This is a genomic window from Nocardia aegles, from assembly GCF_052545135.1.
On sequence record NZ_JBQWRI010000002.1, the window covers coordinates 327505 to 346542 of the forward strand.

The 19038-nt window shown below is 68.4% G+C and carries 18 protein-coding genes; 5 read left to right on the forward strand and 13 right to left on the reverse strand.

The genetic code is table 11. The features are described from left to right. Nucleotides 1–28: 28 nt before the first annotated feature. From ACT89H_RS06820 to ACT89H_RS06835, 4 genes are read left to right on the forward strand one after another with little or no spacing between them, the layout of a single operon-like run. Nucleotides 29–829, forward strand: coding sequence for a crotonase/enoyl-CoA hydratase family protein (locus tag ACT89H_RS06820; RefSeq protein WP_445107654.1), 801 nt, complete (start codon nt 29–31; stop codon nt 827–829). After that, nucleotides 830–2824 carry an acetoacetate--CoA ligase gene (locus ACT89H_RS06825; RefSeq protein ID WP_445107655.1) on the forward strand — a complete coding sequence of 665 codons (1995 nt, stop codon included), beginning with the start codon at nt 830–832 and terminating at the stop codon, nt 2822–2824. Further along, a complete protein-coding gene (locus ACT89H_RS06830) occupies nt 2821–3765 on the forward strand; it encodes a 3-hydroxyacyl-CoA dehydrogenase NAD-binding domain-containing protein (RefSeq protein ID WP_445107656.1) in 945 nt (314 codons plus the stop codon). The genes ACT89H_RS06825 and ACT89H_RS06830 overlap by 4 nt, the downstream gene beginning before the upstream one ends. Nucleotides 3766–3802: 37 nt before the next feature. Beyond that, nucleotides 3803–4705, forward strand: coding sequence for an amidohydrolase family protein (locus tag ACT89H_RS06835; protein ID WP_445107657.1), 903 nt, complete (start codon nt 3803–3805; stop codon nt 4703–4705). 9 nt (nt 4706–4714) lie between these two features. Here ACT89H_RS06835 and ACT89H_RS06840 read toward each other — a convergent pair whose 3' ends face one another. The 7 genes from ACT89H_RS06840 to ACT89H_RS06870 form a co-directional block, all read right to left on the reverse strand. Further along, the gene (locus tag ACT89H_RS06840) at nt 4715–5824 is read right to left on the reverse strand and encodes an NAD(P)-dependent alcohol dehydrogenase (protein ID WP_445107658.1); all 1110 of its coding nucleotides are present in this window, start codon (nt 5822–5824) and stop codon (nt 4715–4717) included. A gap of 23 nt (nt 5825–5847) precedes the next feature. Continuing rightward, nucleotides 5848–7305 (reverse strand): benzaldehyde dehydrogenase, encoded by a 1458-nt coding sequence (locus ACT89H_RS06845; RefSeq protein WP_445107659.1) that lies wholly within the window; start codon nt 7303–7305, stop codon nt 5848–5850. A 199-nt stretch (nt 7306–7504) separates the two neighbouring features. Beyond that, nucleotides 7505–8440, reverse strand: a complete 936-nt coding sequence (locus tag ACT89H_RS06850) for an SDR family oxidoreductase (protein ID WP_445107660.1) — start codon at nt 8438–8440, stop codon at nt 7505–7507. A 49-nt stretch (nt 8441–8489) separates the two neighbouring features. Further along, a complete protein-coding gene (locus ACT89H_RS06855) occupies nt 8490–9374 on the reverse strand; it encodes an amidohydrolase family protein (protein ID WP_445107661.1) in 885 nt (294 codons plus the stop codon). Further along, complete coding sequence (locus ACT89H_RS06860) at nt 9371–10738, reverse strand: 3-hydroxyacyl-CoA dehydrogenase (protein ID WP_445107662.1); 1368 nt, start codon at nt 10736–10738, stop codon at nt 9371–9373. The genes ACT89H_RS06855 and ACT89H_RS06860 overlap by 4 nt, the downstream gene beginning before the upstream one ends. Continuing rightward, on the reverse strand, nt 10735–12897 hold the full coding sequence (locus tag ACT89H_RS06865) for an acetate--CoA ligase family protein (protein ID WP_445107663.1): 2163 nt from the start codon (nt 12895–12897) through the stop codon (nt 10735–10737). The genes ACT89H_RS06860 and ACT89H_RS06865 overlap by 4 nt, the downstream gene beginning before the upstream one ends. Before the next feature lie 9 nt (nt 12898–12906). Further along, the gene (locus ACT89H_RS06870; protein ID WP_445107664.1) at nt 12907–13719 is read right to left on the reverse strand and encodes a crotonase/enoyl-CoA hydratase family protein; all 813 of its coding nucleotides are present in this window, start codon (nt 13717–13719) and stop codon (nt 12907–12909) included. Between the two features lie 169 nt (nt 13720–13888). Between ACT89H_RS06870 and ACT89H_RS06875 the strand changes: the two genes are divergently transcribed. After that, nucleotides 13889–14842: an AraC family transcriptional regulator gene (locus ACT89H_RS06875; RefSeq protein ID WP_445107665.1), complete on the forward strand. Its 954-nt coding sequence runs from the start codon at nt 13889–13891 to the stop codon at nt 14840–14842. 72 nt (nt 14843–14914) lie between these two features. Here ACT89H_RS06875 and ACT89H_RS06880 read toward each other — a convergent pair whose 3' ends face one another. From ACT89H_RS06880 to ACT89H_RS06905, 6 genes are read right to left on the reverse strand one after another with little or no spacing between them, the layout of a single operon-like run. Further along, complete coding sequence (locus ACT89H_RS06880; RefSeq protein WP_445107666.1) at nt 14915–15649, reverse strand: GntR family transcriptional regulator; 735 nt, start codon at nt 15647–15649, stop codon at nt 14915–14917. A 47-nt stretch (nt 15650–15696) separates the two neighbouring features. Next, nucleotides 15697–16305: an RraA family protein gene (locus ACT89H_RS06885; RefSeq protein ID WP_445107667.1), complete on the reverse strand. Its 609-nt coding sequence runs from the start codon at nt 16303–16305 to the stop codon at nt 15697–15699. Then, nucleotides 16302–16973 carry an RraA family protein gene (locus ACT89H_RS06890; RefSeq protein ID WP_445107668.1) on the reverse strand — a complete coding sequence of 224 codons (672 nt, stop codon included), beginning with the start codon at nt 16971–16973 and terminating at the stop codon, nt 16302–16304. The genes ACT89H_RS06885 and ACT89H_RS06890 overlap by 4 nt, the downstream gene beginning before the upstream one ends. After that, nucleotides 16960–17625 (reverse strand): RraA family protein, encoded by a 666-nt coding sequence (locus tag ACT89H_RS06895; RefSeq protein WP_445107669.1) that lies wholly within the window; start codon nt 17623–17625, stop codon nt 16960–16962. Before ACT89H_RS06895 ends, ACT89H_RS06890 begins: the two co-directional genes overlap by 14 nt. Further along, complete coding sequence (locus ACT89H_RS06900) at nt 17622–18632, reverse strand: amidohydrolase family protein (protein WP_445107670.1); 1011 nt, start codon at nt 18630–18632, stop codon at nt 17622–17624. Before ACT89H_RS06900 ends, ACT89H_RS06895 begins: the two co-directional genes overlap by 4 nt. A gap of 5 nt (nt 18633–18637) precedes the next feature. Next, nucleotides 18638–19027 carry a RidA family protein gene (locus ACT89H_RS06905; protein ID WP_445107671.1) on the reverse strand — a complete coding sequence of 130 codons (390 nt, stop codon included), beginning with the start codon at nt 19025–19027 and terminating at the stop codon, nt 18638–18640. Between the last annotated feature and the right edge of the window lie 11 nt (nt 19028–19038).

Here is a 19038-nt window from a genome sequence, read left to right on the forward strand (position 1 = left end):
AGGATTCCTGTCAATTAAGGAGTGCGATGTGAGCAGCGCCGAGACCGGGCTTCCAGACACGCTGCGACTCGAGATCGACGGCGACATCGCCGTTGTGACACTGCGGCGGGTCGAAAAGCGCAATGCCCTCGACGATGCGACGATCCTCGCGCTGGGGCGGTTCTTCGCCGACCCGCCGCCACCCGCGAAAGTCGTTGTTCTGGCCGCCGACGGAGATCACTTCTCGGCGGGACTCGACCTGTCCGAATTGAGCGAACGCGATGCGGTCGCCGGGCTGCGCCACTCTCGGATGTGGCACGCCGCCTTCGCTTCGATCGAATCCTGCGAGCTCCCGGTGATCGCCGTACTCAAGGGCGCGGTGATCGGTGGGGGTCTCGAACTCGCGGCGGCGGCGCACCTGCGCGTCGCCGAGGACTCGGCGTATTTCGCCCTGCCGGAGGGACGGCGCGGCCTGTTCGTCGGCGGCGGAGCGTCGGTACGGGTGCCCAGGCTGATCGGCGCGCACCGGATGACCGACATGATGCTGACCGGACGGGTCCTTACCGCCGAGGAGGCCGAACGTGTCGGGCTCGTGCACTATCGCACCCGCGAACACCAAGGGCACACTCTGGCGCTCGACCTGGCCGCCAGGATCGCCGAGAACTCGCCGGTCACGAATTACGCGATTCTGCAAGCCCTTCCGCTTATCGCCGAAGCCACAACGGAAACGGGCCTGCTGCTGGAATCGCTCATGGCGGCGGTAACGCAGAGCAGCTCCGAGGCCAAAGACCGGATGAATGCCTTCCTCGCCGGCCGGGCCGGCAAAGTGACTGCGACTCAGGGGCACTGAATGACCACCGAACTCACCATGCCCGCTGCGCAGCCCGAACTCCTCTACCTGCCCGATCCGACGGGCTCCGAGCGGGCCCGGGTCCGGGATTTCATGCGCTGGCTCGAGGCCGAGCGCGGGCTCGAGCTCACGTCCTGGAGCGATCTTCGATCCTGGTCGGTACGGGAGCTGCCGGAGTTCTGGGAATCCGTCTGGCAGTACTTCGGCATCAAGGCCCACAGCCCATATCGGGCCGTGCTGGAACAGGCCACAATGCCCGGATCCCGCTGGTTCACCGGCGCGACCCTCAACTACGCCGAGCACTGCTTCGGCGAGCCCGAGGACGCTGATCGCATCGCGGTGATCGGCTACTCCCAAACACGAGAACCGGTGCAGCTCACCTTCGCTCAGCTCGCCGAACAGGTCCGCCGGGTCCGCGCGGGGCTGCGTCGGCTCGGCGTGCGGCGGGGCGACCGGGTCGTGGCCTACCTGCCCAACTGCCCCGAGACGCTGGTCGCGTATCTGGCGACCGCCAGCATCGGTGCCGTATGGGCGTGCTGTGCACCGGAATTCGGCGCGTCCAGTGTGATCGATCGCTTCGGCCAGGTGGAGCCGAAGGTTCTGTTCGCGGTGGGCGGCTACAGCTACGGGGCCAAAGCGATCGACCGGCGCGCCGAGGTCGCCGAAATCCGCAGCGGCATCCCCTCTCTCGAGCACGTGGTGCATGTTCCCTACGGCCCTGTCGACCTCGCCGACACCGTCGCCTGGTCGGATCTGTCCGTCGACACCGAAGAACAGCTCGATTTCGAACCGGTGGAGTTCGACCATCCGCTGTGTGTGTTGTTCTCCTCGGGTACCACCGGAAAACCCAAGGCCATCGTGCACGGCCATGGCGGCATCTTGTTGGAGCACTTGAAGAATCACGCGTTCCACTGGGATCTGGGCCCGGGCGATCGGCTGCTGTGGTTCACCACCACCGCGTGGATGATGTGGAACTGTCTGGTCTCGGCGCTGCTGGTCCGCTCGTCCCTGGTCATGATCGACGGGAATCCGCTGTACCCCGACCTGCGCGAACAGTGGCGACTGGCGGAACGGACCGGCGCGACGCTGATGGGCGCGAGTCCGGGCTATCTGATGGCCTGCCGCCGAGAAAGCATCGATCCCGCTGCTGAATTCGACCTGTCGAGGCTGCGCCAGCTGGGCGTCGCGGGCAGCCCGTTCCCGGCCGAAGGCTTCCATTGGGTGGCGCGCCAGTTCGGCAACCGGGTCCTGCTCAATGTCGGCAGCGGCGGCACCGACGTCTGCACCGGGTTGGTGCAGGGATCCCCGCTCCAACCGGTCTGGGTGGGCGAGATGTCCGGTGCGAGCCTCGGCGTGGATGTGTGTGCGTTCGACGAGAGCGGCGGCGCGGTGGTCGGCGAACTCGGTGAGCTGGTGATCCGCGCGCCGATGCCGTCCATGCCGGTGCGATTCTGGGGCGACGCGGACGGAAGCCGGTTGCGGGCCGCCTATTTCGACGACTACCCGCACGCTTTCCGGTTCGGCGACTGGTGCCGCTTCTCCCCCGCCGGAACCTGCGCGATCACCGGACGATCGGATGCCACTCTCAATCGCGGGGGCGTGCGACTGGGGACCGCCGAGTTCTACACCGCCCTGGAGTCCGTCGCCGAAGTCGCCGACAGTGTGGTCATCCACCTCGAAGATCCGCAGGGCGGGATGGGTGAGCTGATCCTGTTCGTCGTCCTTCGAGAGGGTCGGCAACTCGACGAGCCGCTCCGGCGCGCACTCGTCACCCGGCTGCGCACCGGCTTGTCACCACGCCACATCCCCGACGAGGTCGTTGCCATGCCGAGTGTTCCTTATAACCGCACGGGCAAGAAGCTCGAGGTTCCCGTCAAGAAGATCCTGCGGGGCGCGGATATTCGGGCCGTCGCGGCACCTGACGCACTACTGGACCCGAGCTCCCTCGACGCCTATGTCGACTACGCTCGCCGCCGGGCGGAGGGCTCACGATGAACAGCGGTGTCGACCGGGTGGCGGTCATCGGCACCGGGGTGATCGGTGCGGGATGGGCAGCGCTTTTCCTGGCTCGCGGACTCGACGTGACGGCGTTCGATCCGGCCCCGGGGGCGGAGCGACGACTGCGGGTGGCGGTGGAAAACGCCTGGCCGGTACTCACCCGGCTCGGACTCGGCCCGGGCGCGGCACTGGACCGCTTGCGGTTCACCGGGAGTGCGGCGGCAGCAGTCGCCGATGCCCAGTTCGTGCAGGAGAGCGGTCCGGAGCGCACCGACCTGAAACAGCGCCTGCTTGCCGAACTCGACCGGGCGGCGCCCGCGGACGTTCCGATCGCCAGCAGTTCCTCGGGCCTGATGCCCAGCCGACTGCAGGACATGTGCCGCGATCACCCCGAACGCGTCCTGGTCGGGCATCCGTTCCATCCCGCGTATCTCATCCCGCTCGTGGAGGTCGTACCGGGACGACGGACCGAACCAGCGATCGTCGAGGCTGCCATGGCCTGCTACGCGGCCGTCGGCAAGCGACCGATCCTGGTGCACAAGGAGGTCCCCGGCCACCTCGCCAACCGATTGCAGGCGGCGCTGTGGCGCGAGGCGTATTCCCTGGTCGAGCGCGGCGTGGCCGACGTCGCCGATATCGACGCGGCCATCGCGCACGGACCGGGCCTGCGCTGGGCGATGCTCGGCCCCCTGGTCAATCAGCACCTGGCCGGCGGGCCCGGCGGGATGGCCCACGTCCTGGAGCATCTCGGACCGCCCGCACAGGCGTGGATGGATGATCTGGGTGCGCCGCGGCTGACGCCGGAGCTGGCCGCGCGGCTGGTCCGCGGCGTCGACGACGAGCTCGCCGGGATCGATCAGGAATCGATGGTCGCCCAGCGCGACGAACTGCTCGTCGAGCTACTCGAGCGGAAGCGACAGCGCACCGCGCTGCCGTGACCCGCACCGAAGCTCCACTCGCACCGAAGGGGACATGATGACGACTCGCTTCGCATCTCGTATCGACCCGGACGCCATCGTCGCGCTGGATATGCATACCCACGTCGAGGCCGACTGCCACGGCCACTTCGCGCTGGATGCCGAATTGCTGGACGCCTCGGCGAAGTACTTCAAAGCCGGCGTGGACCGCACGCCCACCGTCGAGCGGCTGGCGGCCTACTACCGGGAACGGAACATGGCGGCGGTGGTCTTCACCGTCGACGCCTCGACCGGTCTCGGTCATCCGGGACTGTCCAGCGAGGACATCGCCGCGCAGGCCTGTGAGCACGCCGACGTGTTGATTCCGTTCGGGTCGGTCGACCCGCTGCGCGGCGTGGCCGCGGTGCGGCAAGCCCGCCGACTGGTCGAGGAGTACGGCGTCCTCGGCTTCAAATTCCACCCGAGTCTGCAACGTTTCGCGCCCAACGATCCTGCCTACTACCCACTCTGGGCCACGCTCGAAGAGCTGGGCGTGGTTGCGCTGTTCCACACCGGGCAGACCGGCATCGGCGCGGGCCTGCCGGGCGGGCGGGGCATCAAACTGCGCTACTCCGACCCCCTACTGCTCGACGACGTCGCCGCGGACTTCCCCGGCCTCACCATCGTGATGGCCCATCCGTCGGTGCCCTGGGTGGACACTTCGATCTCGATCGCGACCCATAAGGCCAACGTCTACATCGATTTGTCCGGGTGGTCACCGAAGTACTTCCCGCCGCAGCTGGTCCGTCAGGCGAATTCCTTACTGCGGCGCAAGGTTCTGTTCGGCTCCGACTATCCGGTGCTGACCCCGGATCGCTGGCTGAGCGACTTCGACCAACTGGAGTTCTCCGACGAGAACCGTCCGCTGCTGCTCAAGGAGAACGCGTTGCGACTGCTCGGCTTGCGCGGCGTGGCGCGATGATCCGCATAGCTACGTGGTATCGAAGCGCAGAACCGGCTTGATTACCTCCCCGGCGTAGGCGGAACGGGCCGCGTTCTCGATGTCGCTGAACGCGAACTCGGTGATGAGCCGCTCCAGCGGCAGCCGGCCGGCCTGGTATTGCGCAACGAGGAATGGGATGAAGGACTCGGGCGCAGCGTCACCTTCGGTGACGCCGATCACCCGTTTGCCGATCAAAAGCCCATTGACGTCGAAAGAGACCTCCGCGCCGAACGGGGGCACCCCGACCACCGCGCAGGAACCCCGCGCGGCGAGTGCGTCGACGGCATGGCGAAGCACTGCGGTGTTACCGGTGGTCTCGACGGCGTGGTCGACGCCGTGGCCATTGGTGATCTCGGCGATGGCCGCCGGGACATCCTGCTCCGCCGCGTTGACGGTATGCGTCGCGCCGAGAGTTGCGGCCAGCTCGAGCCGCTCGGGCACCCGATCGACGGCGATGATCGTGCTGGCGTAGGTCCACGTCGCCGCGATCACCGAGGACAGGCCGACCGCGCCGGCCCCGAACACCGTCAACGAGCAGCCATACGCAGGCCGCAGTACGTTGAGAACCGCCCCGACGCCGGTCTGGACACCACAGCCGAGCGGCGCGACGACCGGCAGCGGCACCGTGGGGTCGACTCTGACGACGCTGCGCTCGTCACACAGCGCTCGCGTCGCGAAGGACGACTGCCCGAAGAAGCGGCCGCCCAGCTCCTCGTTACCGCGACGGAGTGTTGTGCTGCCGTCATCGCGCTGTCCCAGGACGTTGGCCGCCGGCCAGGTAGCGCAGTAGGCCGGATGTCCGCTACCGCATGCCGGACAACGACCGCAGGACGTGAAGGTGAGTACGACATGATCGCCCGGCTGCACCCGGGTGACCGCCGCGCCGACCGTCTCGACCACCCCGGCGCCCTCATGGCCCAGCACGCCCGGCAACGGGAAGGGGAGGTAACCCGCCCGGACGCTCAGGTCGGTGTGGCACAGGCCCGCCGCGACCAAGCGCACGACGACCTCGTTGGGGCCGGGGCCGTCGAGTTCGATTTCCTGCAGGGTGAAGGGTGCGCCCACGGTGTCGACCACCGCGGCTTGTGTTTTGATCATGCCGACTTCCTGTGTGTGCCGGATCAGAGCGGGTACGTCGGCGCCGTGGCGCGAATCGTCATCCATTGCGTCTCGGTGAAGGCCTCGACGTTTGCGCGGTGCCCACCGACCCGCGACGAGCCGGAAGCGCGAACCCCGCCGAACGGGGCGTTCGGGTCGTCGTTGACGGTCTGGTCGTTGATATGCGCCAGACCGGTGGGAACGCGGTCGACGATCGACATCGCGGTGGCCAGGTCGTTGGTGAGCACGCCGAGGCTGAGCCCGTACTCACTGTCGCGCGCCATCGCCACCGCCTCGTCGATCGTGGAGAACTTACGCACACACGCCACCGGGCCGAAGACCTCCGCGGCATACGCCGGGATATCCGGCGTACAGTCCGCCAGCACGGTGGGCCGGTAGAACAGTCCTTCGTGGGTGCCGCCCGCGACCAGCCGCGCCCCGGCCGCGACGCTGCGGTCGACGAGGTCCTTGGTGTGGTCGAGCTGCTTCTGGTCGATCATCGGGCCGAGTGCGACATCCGCGCGGAAGCCGTCTCCCACCGTCAGCGCGTCTGCCTTCTTCGCGAGCCGGCCGAGATAGTCGTCGTAGACCGATTCGTGCACCAGGTGCTTGCCGATCGCCATGCAGACCTGTCCCGAATGGACGAACGTCCCGAACGAGCCACACGACGCGGCGGCGTCGAGGTCCACGTCGTCGAGCACGATCAGCGAGTTGTTACCGCCGAGCTCCAGATGCGCCCGCGTGAACGTTGTGGCCGCTTGCGCGCCGATGACCCGGCCTGCCGCGGTCGAGCCGGTGAACGACACCACGCGCACTTCGGGATGGTCGATCATGGCGATGCCGATGTCGGGGCCACCGGGCAGCAGCTGCAGAAGTCCCTCGGGAAGGCCCGCTTCCTCGAAAATCCGAGCGATGAGCACGCCGCCGCACACGGCGGTGCGAGGGTCGGGCTTGAGCAGCACCGCGTTGCCCAGCGCGAGTGCGGGTGCGATCGAGCGCATCGACAAAACGAGCGGAAAATTGAACGGAGAGATCACCGCTACCACGCCGACGGGGACCTGACGCTCGACGCTCAGCCGGGGCATCGGGGACCGCAGCAGCTCACCGTAGGGAAGACCAGCCAGGGCAGCGGCCTCCGCGCACTCGCCGATCGAGCCCTGGACCTCGACGTCGCTCTTGAACCGGGTCGAACCGGCTTCCCGGACGACCCATTCGACGATTTCGGCGCGGTGCTGCTCGAACAGCACCGCCGCGCGCTGCAGCACACCGGAACGCTCGACGGAGGGCAGTGCCGCCCATGTTCGCTGCGCGATCGCGGCCCGTTCGCCCGCGCGCACCACATCCTGCGTCGAGGCCGTGCCCACGCAGCCCAGTGCCTGGCCGGTAGCAGGTTCCACCACCTCGCACGGCGTACCGCCACCGCTGCGCCACCGGCCCGTGAAGATCTTGCCGGACCAGTCGACGCCTTCGAGCAGACTCATCGCAGGATCCTTTCCTTTGTTGCGAATAATTTGGGTCGCCGACTGTCACCATTGATGCGGCCGGCGGCGGAATGGAACGGCAGCGAATTGCCGGTATAGCGAGAATGCCGCACGATCCGATAATCCGGGTCCGCGCGGAATATCGCGCGTCGGGACACGCCCGTGCGCTGGTGGAATTACTTCGGAACCATCGGTTCCGTCATGTTCCGAGCAGATCGTCCCGATGGGCCGCGAGCCATTCACTGACGCTCGTGGGCCGGCGTCCGATCGTTCGCTCGACGAAGTCGTTTCGTGCCCATACGACTTCGTTGTCCTGCTCGTACCGGAAGAATTCCCACAGATAATCGAGCCGCCGTTTCCCCATCGAGGAATATTCGGCGAAGAAACCGGCCTTGCTTCCATCGTATGCTATCGGTTCACCCCAGAGAGTGGACATCAATTCGGCGACTTCACCGAATCGGAGAATGTCCTGGCCATTGTTCATCGTATGGAATTGCCCGATATGCCGCTGATTGTCCGACAGGAACAGGCGGCCGGCCACTTCGGCTATGTCGGACGGATCGATATAGGGAATCAGCCGCTCCGGCCATACCAGCGTCCGGCGCTCGCGCAGTGCGTTCGTCATCCAACGGAAATTGTCGATGAATGTAGCGCCGCTGTTGAGGAAGGTGACGGGAAGATCGCCGGCGGCGAGCACCGCCTTGGCGATCGGGTGCTGGATCGGCAGGCCCGATCCGTGATCGCGCAGGGCTTGCGGGATACGCCGCGGGTCGGCTTCCGGCTGCATGCCGAGCAGACGTATGACGTGCGGGCTGACCCGAGACGATCGGCAGGCCTCGACGAGATTCGTCATCGCCGACGCTTCGTCCGTACCGCTCGGCGTCAGGACGAAAATCCCGTCGATATCGCGCACCGCTGCCTCGAGCGATGCGCGATCGGCGTAGTTCGCCCGCACGACCTCGGCGTGCGGGAACTGTGCCTGAAGCGTGGCCGCTCTGGCGGTATCGCTCGACGCGAGGCGCAGGTGGATCGTCGGCGCCTCACGCGCCAGGAACCGGGCCAGCGGCCCGCCGATATGGCCGCTGGCACCGAAGATCAGGATGCTGCTGGGAACCGGCTTGTGATTGTAGGACACCAATTTTCCTCTACTCGATTGTCGAACACGACCAGCGGCCTCGCCCCGCTCACAGCCCCAGCAGCCGTACGGCGTTGTCCTTCAGCAGCCCGGGCTTGACCTCGTCGCGGATACCTGTCTTCTCCAGGTCCGCGAGCCAGCGCTCGGGGGTGATCATCGGGAAGTCGCTGCCGAACAGAACTTTGTCGCGCAGCAGTGTGTTGGCGTACTGCACGAGGATGGGCGGGAAGTACTTCGGAGACCAGCCGGACAGCTCGATGTACACCTGGGGTTTGTGGACCGCGACGGCCAGCGCTTCCTCCTGCCACGGGAAGGACGGATGCGCGAGCACGATCGGCAGGTCCGGGAAGTCGACGGCGACGTCGTCGAGGTGCAGCGGGTTGGAGTACTTCAGTCGGAAGCCGCCGCCGCCTCGGGTACCGGCTCCCGCTCCGCTCTGGCCGGTGTGGAACAACGCGGGAACGCGATGCGCGTTGAGTACCTCGTAGAGGTCGTAGGCCTTGCGGTCGTTGGGGAAGAACGCCTGGGCGTTCGGATGGAACTTGAAGCCGCGGACGCCGCCCTCGACGATGAGCCGCTCCGCGGTGCGAACCCCCTCCTCCCCCCGGTCGGGATGCACGCTCGCGAAGGGAATCACGATGTCGCCGTGCCGAGCCGCTTCCTCGATGATCTCGTCGTTGCGCAACGCCGGATCGGGCTGCGATGGGCCCCGGTCGACGGTGAAGGTGACCGCCGCGATGCCGAGTCCGCGGTAATAGGCCGCGAGATCCGGCAGCGTGCCGGTAGGCGCGTGCCCGGACTTGAAGTACTTCGCCATCGCGGCGCGGACCTCGTCGTGCGCCACCGCGGGGGTCTTCGCGGAGGCGTCGACATGGGTATGCATGTCGAGAGCGCTGATCGCGTCGAGGTCGATGGCGGGTTGGTACATCGTCATGACAACGCTCCGTGTCCTGCGGCACCGAGGCCGGCGAAGGTAGCGCCGGTGCGGGCGAGTTGTACCAGCAGCGGCGCGGGCTCCCACCACGCGCCGTGTTGTCGGTGGAAGCGCTCGACGGCGGCCGACACCTCGGCCGCACCGACCGAGTCGGCCCAGTAGAGCGGACCACCCTTGTGGGCTGGGAAGCCGTACCCGGTGACGTAGACCAGGTCGATGTCACTGGGCTGGGCTGCGACGCCGTGCTCCAGCAGCAGCGCCGCACGGTTCACCAGGGTGTACAGGCAGCGCTCGAGGATCTCCTCGTCCGCGATCCGGCGGCGCTGGATACCCAGGCGAGCGGAATACTCGACGATCTGCCGGTTCAGGTCCGGGTCCGGATGCGGAGTTCGGTCTCCGTGGTCGTATCGGTACCACCCGGCGCCGTTCTTCTGACCCAGCCGGCCCAGATCGACGAGCCACAGGTCGAGGTCGGAGTAGCGGCGGCCCGTCGGCCGGGTCGCGATCGCGCGGCGGCGCGAGTCGACGGCCAGGTCGTGCCCTGCCATGTCGGTCATGGTGAACGGGCCCATGGCGAACCCGAACTCCGTGAGGACGCGGTCGACATCGGCCGGGAACGCGCCTTCCTCGACGAGGAACAGCGACTCGCGGTGGTAGTCGAAGAGCATCGCGTTGCCGATGAATCCGCGCGCGTTACCCGCGCGGACCGGCGCCTTGCCCAGGATCCGGCCCAGTGCCATCAGGCGAGCCACCGTCGACGGCGCCGTCCGCGCACCCGGCACGACTTCGAGCAGACGCATCACCTGCGCGGGGCTGAAGAAGTGCGCACCGACGACGTCCTGCGGGCGACTCGTCACGCTCGCGATGGCGTCGATATCCAGCGCGGAGGTATTGGTGCCGAGCAGGGTCCCGGGCCGCGCGTGCTGATCGATCGCACGAAAGACGTCCTGTTTGACCGACAACTCCTCGAAGACCGCCTCCACTACGACATCAGCCCGGCCGATCGCCGCCATGCCGGTTGCCGGGCCGATGAGCGCGAGCCGCCGGTCGGCATCGGCCTGGTCGAGCCGACCGCGGCGCACGCTGGAGGCGTAGTTCGCGGCGACTCGGGACAGACCGCGGTCGAGGTCCTGCGTGCTCCGATCGATCAGCGTCACCGGGATCCCGGCATTGGCCAGTGCCATCGCGATCCCGCCGCCCATCGTCCCGGCACCGACGACCGCGGCGTGCTCGGGGCGCCAGTCGGCGTCTATCGAGGGCAGGCCCGGTATTTCGCCGGCCGCGCGCTCCGCGCGCCGTACGTGCTCGAGCGCGGCGGCCTCGCCGTCGGCGCCGTTCAGCGCCCTGGCCGGGTTCTGCGTCATACTCCGCTCACCGCCTCCGCGATGTCGTGGTGGTCGACGACGATGAGCGCGTCGAGCGCCATCGCTCCGTCCGCCCGGGCGAGTAGGGGGTTGATGTCGATTTCGGCGATGTCGGGATGCTCGGTCACCAGCCGGCCGACGGTCGCGACGACTTTCGCCACCGCGGCGAGGTCGACGGCCGGGGACCCGCGGAACCCGCTCAAGAGCTTCGCCGACCGCAGCTGTTCGAGCTCGTCGATGATCTCGGATTCGGCCAGGTCAGGAGGGATCAGCCGGACGTCGCCGAGCGCCTCGACCCAGACACCGCCCAGCCCGATCAGCACGACCGGCCCCCACGCCGAGTGCCGCTTCGCGCCGACCATCAACTCGACGCCCCGGGGCGCCATAGCCTCGACGAGGATCCCGTCGAGGTCGACGGGCGTTGCCGTCGCGACCCGTTCGGTCAGCTCGGCCCAGGCGGCGCGCAGCCCGGCCTCGTCGGCGATGCCGAGCAGCAGCCCGCCCGCCTCGGTCTTGTGGTGCAGCGCCGCGGCCTGGACCTTGGCCGCCACCGGATATCCGGTCTTCGCGGCGATATCGACAGCCTCGTCGACGGAGGTCGCCAGCGCGCCCTCCGGAATCGGCACGCCGACTGCGGCCAGGATCTGTTTGCCCCGCCATTCCGGCTGCGCACCCGGCCCGAGTTCGAGGGAGCCGGCCAGGTCGAGTCCCGTTGTCGCGATGGCGCGGGCGCGGGCCAAGGAGCGCCCATAGCGGGTGACCGCGGCCATCGCCCGCAGACTCCGCTCCGGCGAGCTGGAGATGACCATCCCGTGCTCGGCGGCATAGGCGGCCAGCTCGGCGGGCATCGGCAGCACGTCACCCAGCAGCGCGAGCGCGACCGGTTTGGGCTGCCCGGCCGCGGCTCTGGTCACCTGCCTGAGCATCTCCTGGTTGGCCACCGGGTTCGAATACGGGACGGCGAGGGTGACGGAGCCGATCCGATCGTCGCCGAGCAGGGCGGCGAGCCCGTCGTGGAACAGCTCCGGATCGGTGACGACCGCCGTGCCGAGGTCGAGCGGGTTGTCCGGTTTCATGTACGCGGGCAACCGGGCACCGAGGGTTTCCGCGGTGGCCGGGGAGAGCGCCGGAACCTCGATACCGAGATCGCCCAGCGCGTCGAGGGCGATCGCGCAGAAGGCCCCCGACGTGGTCGCGACCGCGGCGCCCTCCGTCGGAGGCTGCGGGTACCGCGCGAGAATCTCGGCGACGTCGATGAGTTCCTCGAGTGACTCCACCACACACGCTCCCGCGTGCGTCGCCAGGGTTTTCATCACCCCGTAGTCGGCGGCGAGCGCCCCCGTGTGCGACGCCGCGGCCTGCCGGGCCCTGGCACTGCGGCCGGTATGCATCAATGCCAGCAACTTCCCCCGCGCGCGTACCTTCCGGACCGCTTCCAGAAATCCATTCGGGTCACGGATGTCCTCGGCGTAGACGACGGCGCCACCGGTCGCGGGATCGTCGGCGAGGTACGCCAGGTAATCGGTCAGCGTGAGTCCGGCTTCGTTGCCGGTCGAGAAGCGATACGAGATCGGCACTCCCCTGGCCTGCAAGCCTTGGCAGATCATGCCCATGAGCCCGCCGCTCTGGGCCAGCACCGCCACCGCGGGCCCGGCAGCCGGGTCGAGCCGGCGTACCGGGTCGTCGGGCAGGAACACGGTGTTCAACGGCTCGATGTAGTTGGTGTAGCCGATGCAGTTCGGTCCGACGAGGTGCAGCCCGCCCGCCCGGGCCAGCCGGGTGATCTCCGCCTGCTCCGCGCGACCCGCGTCGCCGAACTCGGCGAACCCGGATGCGTAGATGACGCCGACGCGGACGTTCCTGCGGACGCACGCTGCGACGGCGTCCCGGACCCCGGTCGCAGGCAGGATGAGCAGCGCGAGATCGACGCCCTCTGGTAACTCGTCGATAGCGGTCAGCACCGGAAGCCCGCCGATCTCCCCGCCGGACCGGCCGACCAAATGGATCTCGCCGCGGTAGTCGTTGCGCTGCAAATTGTCCAGTAGTGTGCGGCTGCCCGATCCCGGCTTGGCGGAGACACCGACTATCGCGATCGACCGCGGGTTGAGCATTCTTTCCACCGCCGAGGCGGAGGACGATTCATCTGGGTTGCTCGTCATCGGGCACCTTCACCGGCTCGTTTTCAGTTGTGTGACAGTGGCCGGACGGTCCAGCGGCTCGGCTCGCTTCTCGACGAAATCCCGCAGACGCTGCTCCGACTCCGCCGACAAGGCGTTGTGGGCCACCAGCGTTTCGACGTAGAGGGCGTCGTCGTAGGACATGTCGTTCACCCGGGCGAGCCCCTGCGTGATCGCCCAATTGGACTCGGGTGTGTTGCCTGCCACGGTCCGCGCGATCCGACGCGCGGTCTCGAGCGCTTTACCCGTGTCGACTCGGTACTGCACCAGGTTCTGGGCGAGTGCCTCGCCGGCGTCGAGGACCCGCCCGGTGAGCATCATGTCGGTCATGCGCGCGTTGCCGAGCAGGCGCTGAACGCGGACCGAGCCACCGGCGCCGACGTAGATTCCCCGCCGCGCCTCGGGCAGTGCGAAGAACGCCGTATCGTCGGCCACCCGGATGTGCGCCGAGGCGGCCACCTCCAGCCCCGCACCGACCACCGCGCCGGTCAGCGCAGCGATCACGGGAATGCGTCCCCGGGCGATCTTGTCGAAGGCGACATGTGGAACATGCGGGCCCACCCGGGTGCGCTGCATGTCTCCCTCGGTCAGGCGGCGAGCGGTCTCCGCGAGGTCCAGGCCGGCGGAGAAGTCGGGCCCGACACCGAAGATCACGGCCACCTTCGCGTGCCGGCCGGCCTCCTCGATGAGCCGACCGAGTTCGACGAACATCTGGTCGTGCAGCGCGTTGCGCTTCTCCGGCCGGTTGATGCCGATCAACGCGACATCACCGTCGAGTTCATAGGTCAACTGGTTCTCCGCCATCGGGGGAATCATCTCCTTCACGCCGGGCGCCACCCGCACAGATTGCGGGGCGCGTGTAGTCCGGTTCCGATCCACAAGTAAAGCTGGCCCAAACAGGAGCATCTATGCCGTAATGTCGCCAGAAACGATGAAATCGTCCAACCAGCAGCGGGGCGGAGACGGAGGGCCGATGCCACCACAGGACACCCTGGAAACACCGGGAGCCGCCGACGTCGACGTTCTGGCGTCACTGCTGGAAGTGCATCGCCTGACGACCGTCGTCGCGGGACGGATCGACCTCACCCCTCCGTGGCGGGTGGACTGTGCGCCGACCACCTTCCTCGCGGTCCTCGTCCAGGCCACCGGCGAAAGTCACCTGGTCCCGGCACCCGGCGCCGAGCCGATCGTGACGCGGCCAGGAGACGTCGTGATCCGCCCGCACGGCGTCGGCGGATACCTGCACGACGGCTCCGATCCTGCCGACACGACCTGGACCCTCACCCTTCCGCCCACCGCGACGGCGACGCCCCAGCCGCTGCGACTGACCCGTGGCGACGACCCGGGCTGTTCCTTCGTGTGCTGCCTGATGCAGATGGGTGACGCACCGCGCGGGCCGCTGTGGGACAGCCTCCCGAGCGTGATCCATGTCTGCGGGAACGAACCCGGGCCACTGCGGCACATCGCCGACACGATGATCGAGGAGAGCGCATCACCCGGTCCCGCGAGCACCCGGTTGATGAGTCGTCTCGCGGAGATCCTGCTGATCCTCGCCCTTCGGCTGGAGACCCGCGACCGCACCGGACCGCCCGGCTTTCGAGCCCTGGCCGACCCGCTGATCGCCCCCGCCATCACGCTCATCCACGCCGATCCCGGGCATTGCTGGTCGGTCGCCGCCCTCGCGTCGGCCTGCGATCTGTCGCGATCGGCCTTCGCCGCCCGGTTCGCCGAGGCGGTCGGCGAAACCCCGCACTCCTATCTCATCCGATGGCGAATGGCGACCGCCGCGAAACTCCTTGCCACGACCGACATGGCGGTCACGCGGGTCGCGGCGTCCGTCGGGTACATCAGCGAGGCCGCCTTCCGACGCGCCTTCGCCGACCATCTCGGCAGCACCCCCCGCGAGTACCGGAAACGCCATCGGTGATCAGCCGGGCCGCCCGTGCGTGGCACGGCCGTCGGTCGATGCGGTCGGCGTACTCGGCGCGCCCGACGCTCGCTACAGTCCGGCGCCGAGTTCCGCGGCGTACCCCAGGTCACCGGTGAGCATGGTGAGCGCGGCCTCGCGGGTCTCCCGCCGGTGGCGCGCCAGGATCCGCAGGCACAAAGCCCGGTCCTGGGCGGCGAGAGCGTCGATGAGCTGATCGTGTTCCTCGGTGGCGATCGCGGTGTCCGTGGTGGCTACGTGCAGCAGGCGGTAGGGCTCGGACATGGTCCAGAACTTCTCCGCCTCGGCCAGATACACCGCCATCGGCGACAACCGGAAGATCTCCCGGTGCAAGACTCGGTTGAGCCGGTTGACCGCCGAGATGTCCCGCGCATGCGCTGCGGTGGCGATCTCCTGGTTGATATCCCGCAATCGCGCCACCTCCTCGCCGGTGGGCCAGCGAACTGTCCGGATCAGCTCCGTCTCCAAGAACTCGAGCAGATTGTGGATTTGACCGAGCTCTTCGGCGTTCAGCCGCGTCACGAAATAGCCCTGGTGCGGCCGATGCGTCAACAGGCCTTCGGTGGTCAGCACCCGGAGCGCTTCCCGGAGCGGCACCCGGCTGATCCCCAGCACACGCGCCATCTCCTCCTGCCGGATCTGCTGTCCCGGCAGGAGAGCGCGATTGATGATCATGTCCCGTAACCGGTTGATCACGCCCGCGACGCTTCGGTTCTGGACAGTGGACGCCGACGCGATCGGAACCACCTTCCTCGGCGTGACCCGCTCCTGTTCGCTGTGCACCACCGCTCGCACTATAGCAGCGGCGGGCTTTCCCCCCGACGGACGAGAATTCATGGCAGACCGTAGATCGCGACGGTGGTCTCTCCCCCACGCAGCCGCTGGATGTACTCGGCCTCCATTCGTTCTCGCTCGAGCGACCTGCTTTTGATGTCGTCGGCCCGCGCCGCGGGAATACCCACCACACCGTCGGCATCGGCGACGACGAGGTCGCCGAGACCGATGACGACCTCACCCAACTGGACGGGTTCGCCCAGTTCGCCGTCGCCGTCCGGGTCTTTCCCGGTCCCCCGCACGCAGAGCCGTTCGGCGAAGACCGGCCAGCCGAGTTCGATGAGCCGCCGGGAGTCGCGCACACCACCGTTGATCACCAGGCCCGCGAGGCCGCGGGCGATCGCGGCCTCGGCCAGGATCTCACCCCAGTAGCCGTACTCCAAGCCGCCACCCGTGTCGACGACCAGCACCTCGCCGCGGTGGGCCGCGTACACCGCGCGGTGCAGCCAGAGGTTGTCGCCCGGGGGCACCCGGACGGGAAACGCCGGTGCCGCCAGGCGCATGTCCGGCGCCAACGGCTTGATCGCCGACGGCAACGCACCGATCCGGCCGGCCGCTTCGTGCACAGTGGCCGAACTCAACCCGGGGCCGCTCCCGCCGATCGTCATGACGTCCGCTCCGTCAGGTGCTGCAGGTCGTGATAGCCGTGGGCCCGGCGAGCTTCTCGGAGCGGCATGCCGGCCTCCACGGCCCGGCGAATACTGTCTTCCGCGCGCTCGATCTGCTCCGCTGCCGCCAGCACCTCCTCGGCACGAGAGAAGGGGATCGCCACCAATCCGTCGCCGTCGCCGAGCAGCAGGTCACCCGGCTCCACCCGGACACCGCCGATCGACACCGCCACCCGCGTGGCCTCCACCCGGACGCGATCCTTGCCGGTGCGCATCCAAGTGCCCCGGGAGAAGATCGGGTAACCGAGGGTGAGGCTGCGGTCCATGTCCCGGCAGACACCGTCGATGACCGTTCCGGCGACGCCCCGGCTGTGGGCAGTCGCCGTGAGCAGGTCACCCCACACCGTGGCGTCGAGCCGGCCCTGGTTGTCGAGCACGACGACATCGTCCGGACCGAGATCGTCGATGTAGTCACCGACCGTGCCACGGTCCTGCCCGACCGGCCCGTACCGTAGTGTCCAGGCGCGCCCGACCAGTCGGAACGCCCGGTCCAGTGGCATGATGCCCAGCGCCTGCCCCACGATGCCGAGGCGATCCAGCGCGTCGGAGACCGCGGAGGTCGACAATGCGGCCAGCCGGGTGTGCAGCGTCGGTTCAGCGGTCACCATCGGTCAGCTCCTCGTATCTCGTGCCCATCACGGTGGAGACCGGCGTCCCCGCCTGGATCGCGGTGGCCATGGCCGACTCCGTGGCGGCGATCTGCTCAGCAGTGGCCAGCACATCCTGCGCCCGGCCCGCCGGGACGATCACTACACCGCCGGAATCACCGAGGACGAGGTCACCCGGGGCCACGGGGGTTCCGGCGAGCTCCACCGGCTCACCCCAGGCGAGCTCGGCTGCCCGCCCCCGGGCGGTGACGGGTGTCGCGGCACGCGCGAACACCGGCAACCCCACCGCGGCCGCCTCGATCAGGTCGCGCGCCGCCCCATCGACGACCACGCCCTCGACGCCGCGTATCGCGGCGGCGCGCGACAACAGACCACCCCAGCCCGCGCAGTCGATCCGCCCCTGGTGGGCAACCACGATGACCTCATCCGGGCCGGAGGCGTCGACGGCGGCGGTGCCGAGATGCCGCCGCGGCGATCCGGCGCGCGGAGCGGGCGGCGGCCCCAGCAGGACGGTGACCGCCCGGCCCGCGAGGGGTCGGTCTGCGGCGAGCGGCCGCAGCCCGTGGACAACGCCGGAGAGGCCATGCCGGTCCAGGGCGTCGGACACCGCGCAGGTGTCCAGTGCGCGCAGCCGTTTCACGAGGTCGTTCATGCCCGGCCCGCCACGTTCTTCAGAGCGGGGAACACCAGCCGGGCGTTGTCCTCGAATACCGCGCCGCGATCGGAGTCCGTCAAGAACTCGAAGCTTTCGATGACGGGCTTGATGTCGTCGAAGTCGCGGCCGGTGTCCGGGTCGGGGGCGCTGCCGCTGCCCGGCTTCTCGGTCCCGAACAGCACACGGTCGGCGCCGACGGTTCGCAACAGCAACTCCAGTGACGGTGGGTGGTGCAGCACGCTGTCGAACCACAATCTGCGCAACGAGGTCTCGAACCGCTCCGCGTCCGGGTCGCCACCGAGTGCGGGGTGCAGGGCCTCGGCCTGCCAGCGCCCGATCTGGTACGGCACGGAGCCGCCACCGTGGGAAATCATCACCCGCAGCGAAGGAAAGTCGGCGAAGACCGAGCTGCGCAGCAGGGACAGGATCGCGATGGATTCCTCGGTGACGAAATGCTCGCTGTAGGTTTCGCGTTCGCTGTAGCAACCCGCGGAGTGGACGTGCATGGGCAGGTTGCGCTCGACCAGCTTCTCGTACAACGGATACCAGTACCGGTCCCCGAGTGTCGGGGTGGTGCCGCGGCCCTCGTGCAGATCGGGGTTGATCAGCACGCCGACGAAGCCGAGGTCCACGGCGCGATCCAGTTCGGCGAAGGCCACATCGACGGGGCGGTCGGGGACGAGCGGAAGCGCGCCGACTCCGGCGAACCGGTCCGGGTGCAGGGCGACGGTGCGGGCGATGGTGTCGTTGTTCGCGCGGACCCAGGGCTCCACCAGCCGATTCGGCTGCATCGAGCTACCGAGATGGAAGGGGCGGGGCGAGAGCAGTTGCAGGTCGGTCCCTACCGAATCCAGCACGGCCACATTGCTCGCGGCCGCCTGGGCCAGCGCGTCGTCCGAGATCTTGGGCTTGCCCGCATGGTAGCCACCGTCGGCGAGCAGCGCCGCCCGGAAGGCGTAGAGCCCGTCCGGGGCGACGAGGTGAGCGTGTGCGTCAATTATCATGAATGTCAGCCTTTTCCCAGCAGTGCGAGTATCTCGAGTTGGATCTGTAGCGGCTCGGCCAAGTCGATCCGCAGCGTGTGCCGGGCCGGCCTGCTCGCCTCGTCGGGAAACATCTCGGTCCAGTACTTGTCGATGACGGGGCGAATTGCCTTGTCGCGCACGAAGACTGTGCACTTGGCCACGTCCTCGAGCCGGCCGCCCGCCGCCTCGACGACTCGGCGGGCGTTCGCGAACACCAGCGCTACTTGCGCCTCGGTACCTTCCGGCACCGCTCCCGTCGCCGGGTCGAGCGGGGAGATCCCGCTGGAGGCCAGCAGGTCGCCCACCACGCACGCCTGCGGGATCGGCAGACCCCCGTGATGCAGGCCGGGTACCTCGATCGAATGTCGCGCCACGTTATTCCTCT

What these genes read in the sequence shown, in the direction of transcription:
- ACT89H_RS06900 (WP_445107670.1), bottom strand. Translation starts at nt 18,632, where the DNA reads ATGATAATTGACGCACACGCTCACCTCGTCGCCCCGGACGGGCTCTAC.
- ACT89H_RS06890 (WP_445107668.1), bottom strand. Translation starts at nt 16,973, where the DNA reads ATGGTGACCGCTGAACCGACGCTGCACACCCGGCTGGCCGCATTGTCG.
- ACT89H_RS06895 (WP_445107669.1), bottom strand. Translation starts at nt 17,625, where the DNA reads ATGAACGACCTCGTGAAACGGCTGCGCGCACTGGACACCTGCGCGGTG.
- ACT89H_RS06885 (WP_445107667.1), bottom strand. Translation starts at nt 16,305, where the DNA reads ATGACGATCGGCGGGAGCGGCCCCGGGTTGAGTTCGGCCACTGTGCAC.
- ACT89H_RS06825 (WP_445107655.1), top strand. Translation starts at nt 830, where the DNA reads ATGACCACCGAACTCACCATGCCCGCTGCGCAGCCCGAACTCCTCTAC.
- ACT89H_RS06860 (WP_445107662.1), bottom strand. Translation starts at nt 10,738, where the DNA reads ATGACGCAGAACCCGGCCAGGGCGCTGAACGGCGCCGACGGCGAGGCC.
- ACT89H_RS06855 (WP_445107661.1), bottom strand. Translation starts at nt 9,374, where the DNA reads ATGACGATGTACCAACCCGCCATCGACCTCGACGCGATCAGCGCTCTC.
- ACT89H_RS06875 (WP_445107665.1), top strand. Translation starts at nt 13,889, where the DNA reads ATGCCACCACAGGACACCCTGGAAACACCGGGAGCCGCCGACGTCGAC.
- ACT89H_RS06870 (WP_445107664.1), bottom strand. Translation starts at nt 13,719, where the DNA reads ATGGCGGAGAACCAGTTGACCTATGAACTCGACGGTGATGTCGCGTTG.
- ACT89H_RS06840 (WP_445107658.1), bottom strand. Translation starts at nt 5,824, where the DNA reads ATGATCAAAACACAAGCCGCGGTGGTCGACACCGTGGGCGCACCCTTC.
- ACT89H_RS06835 (WP_445107657.1), top strand. Translation starts at nt 3,803, where the DNA reads ATGACGACTCGCTTCGCATCTCGTATCGACCCGGACGCCATCGTCGCG.
- ACT89H_RS06830 (WP_445107656.1), top strand. Translation starts at nt 2,821, where the DNA reads ATGAACAGCGGTGTCGACCGGGTGGCGGTCATCGGCACCGGGGTGATC.
- ACT89H_RS06845 (WP_445107659.1), bottom strand. Translation starts at nt 7,305, where the DNA reads ATGAGTCTGCTCGAAGGCGTCGACTGGTCCGGCAAGATCTTCACGGGC.
- ACT89H_RS06865 (WP_445107663.1), bottom strand. Translation starts at nt 12,897, where the DNA reads ATGACGAGCAACCCAGATGAATCGTCCTCCGCCTCGGCGGTGGAAAGA.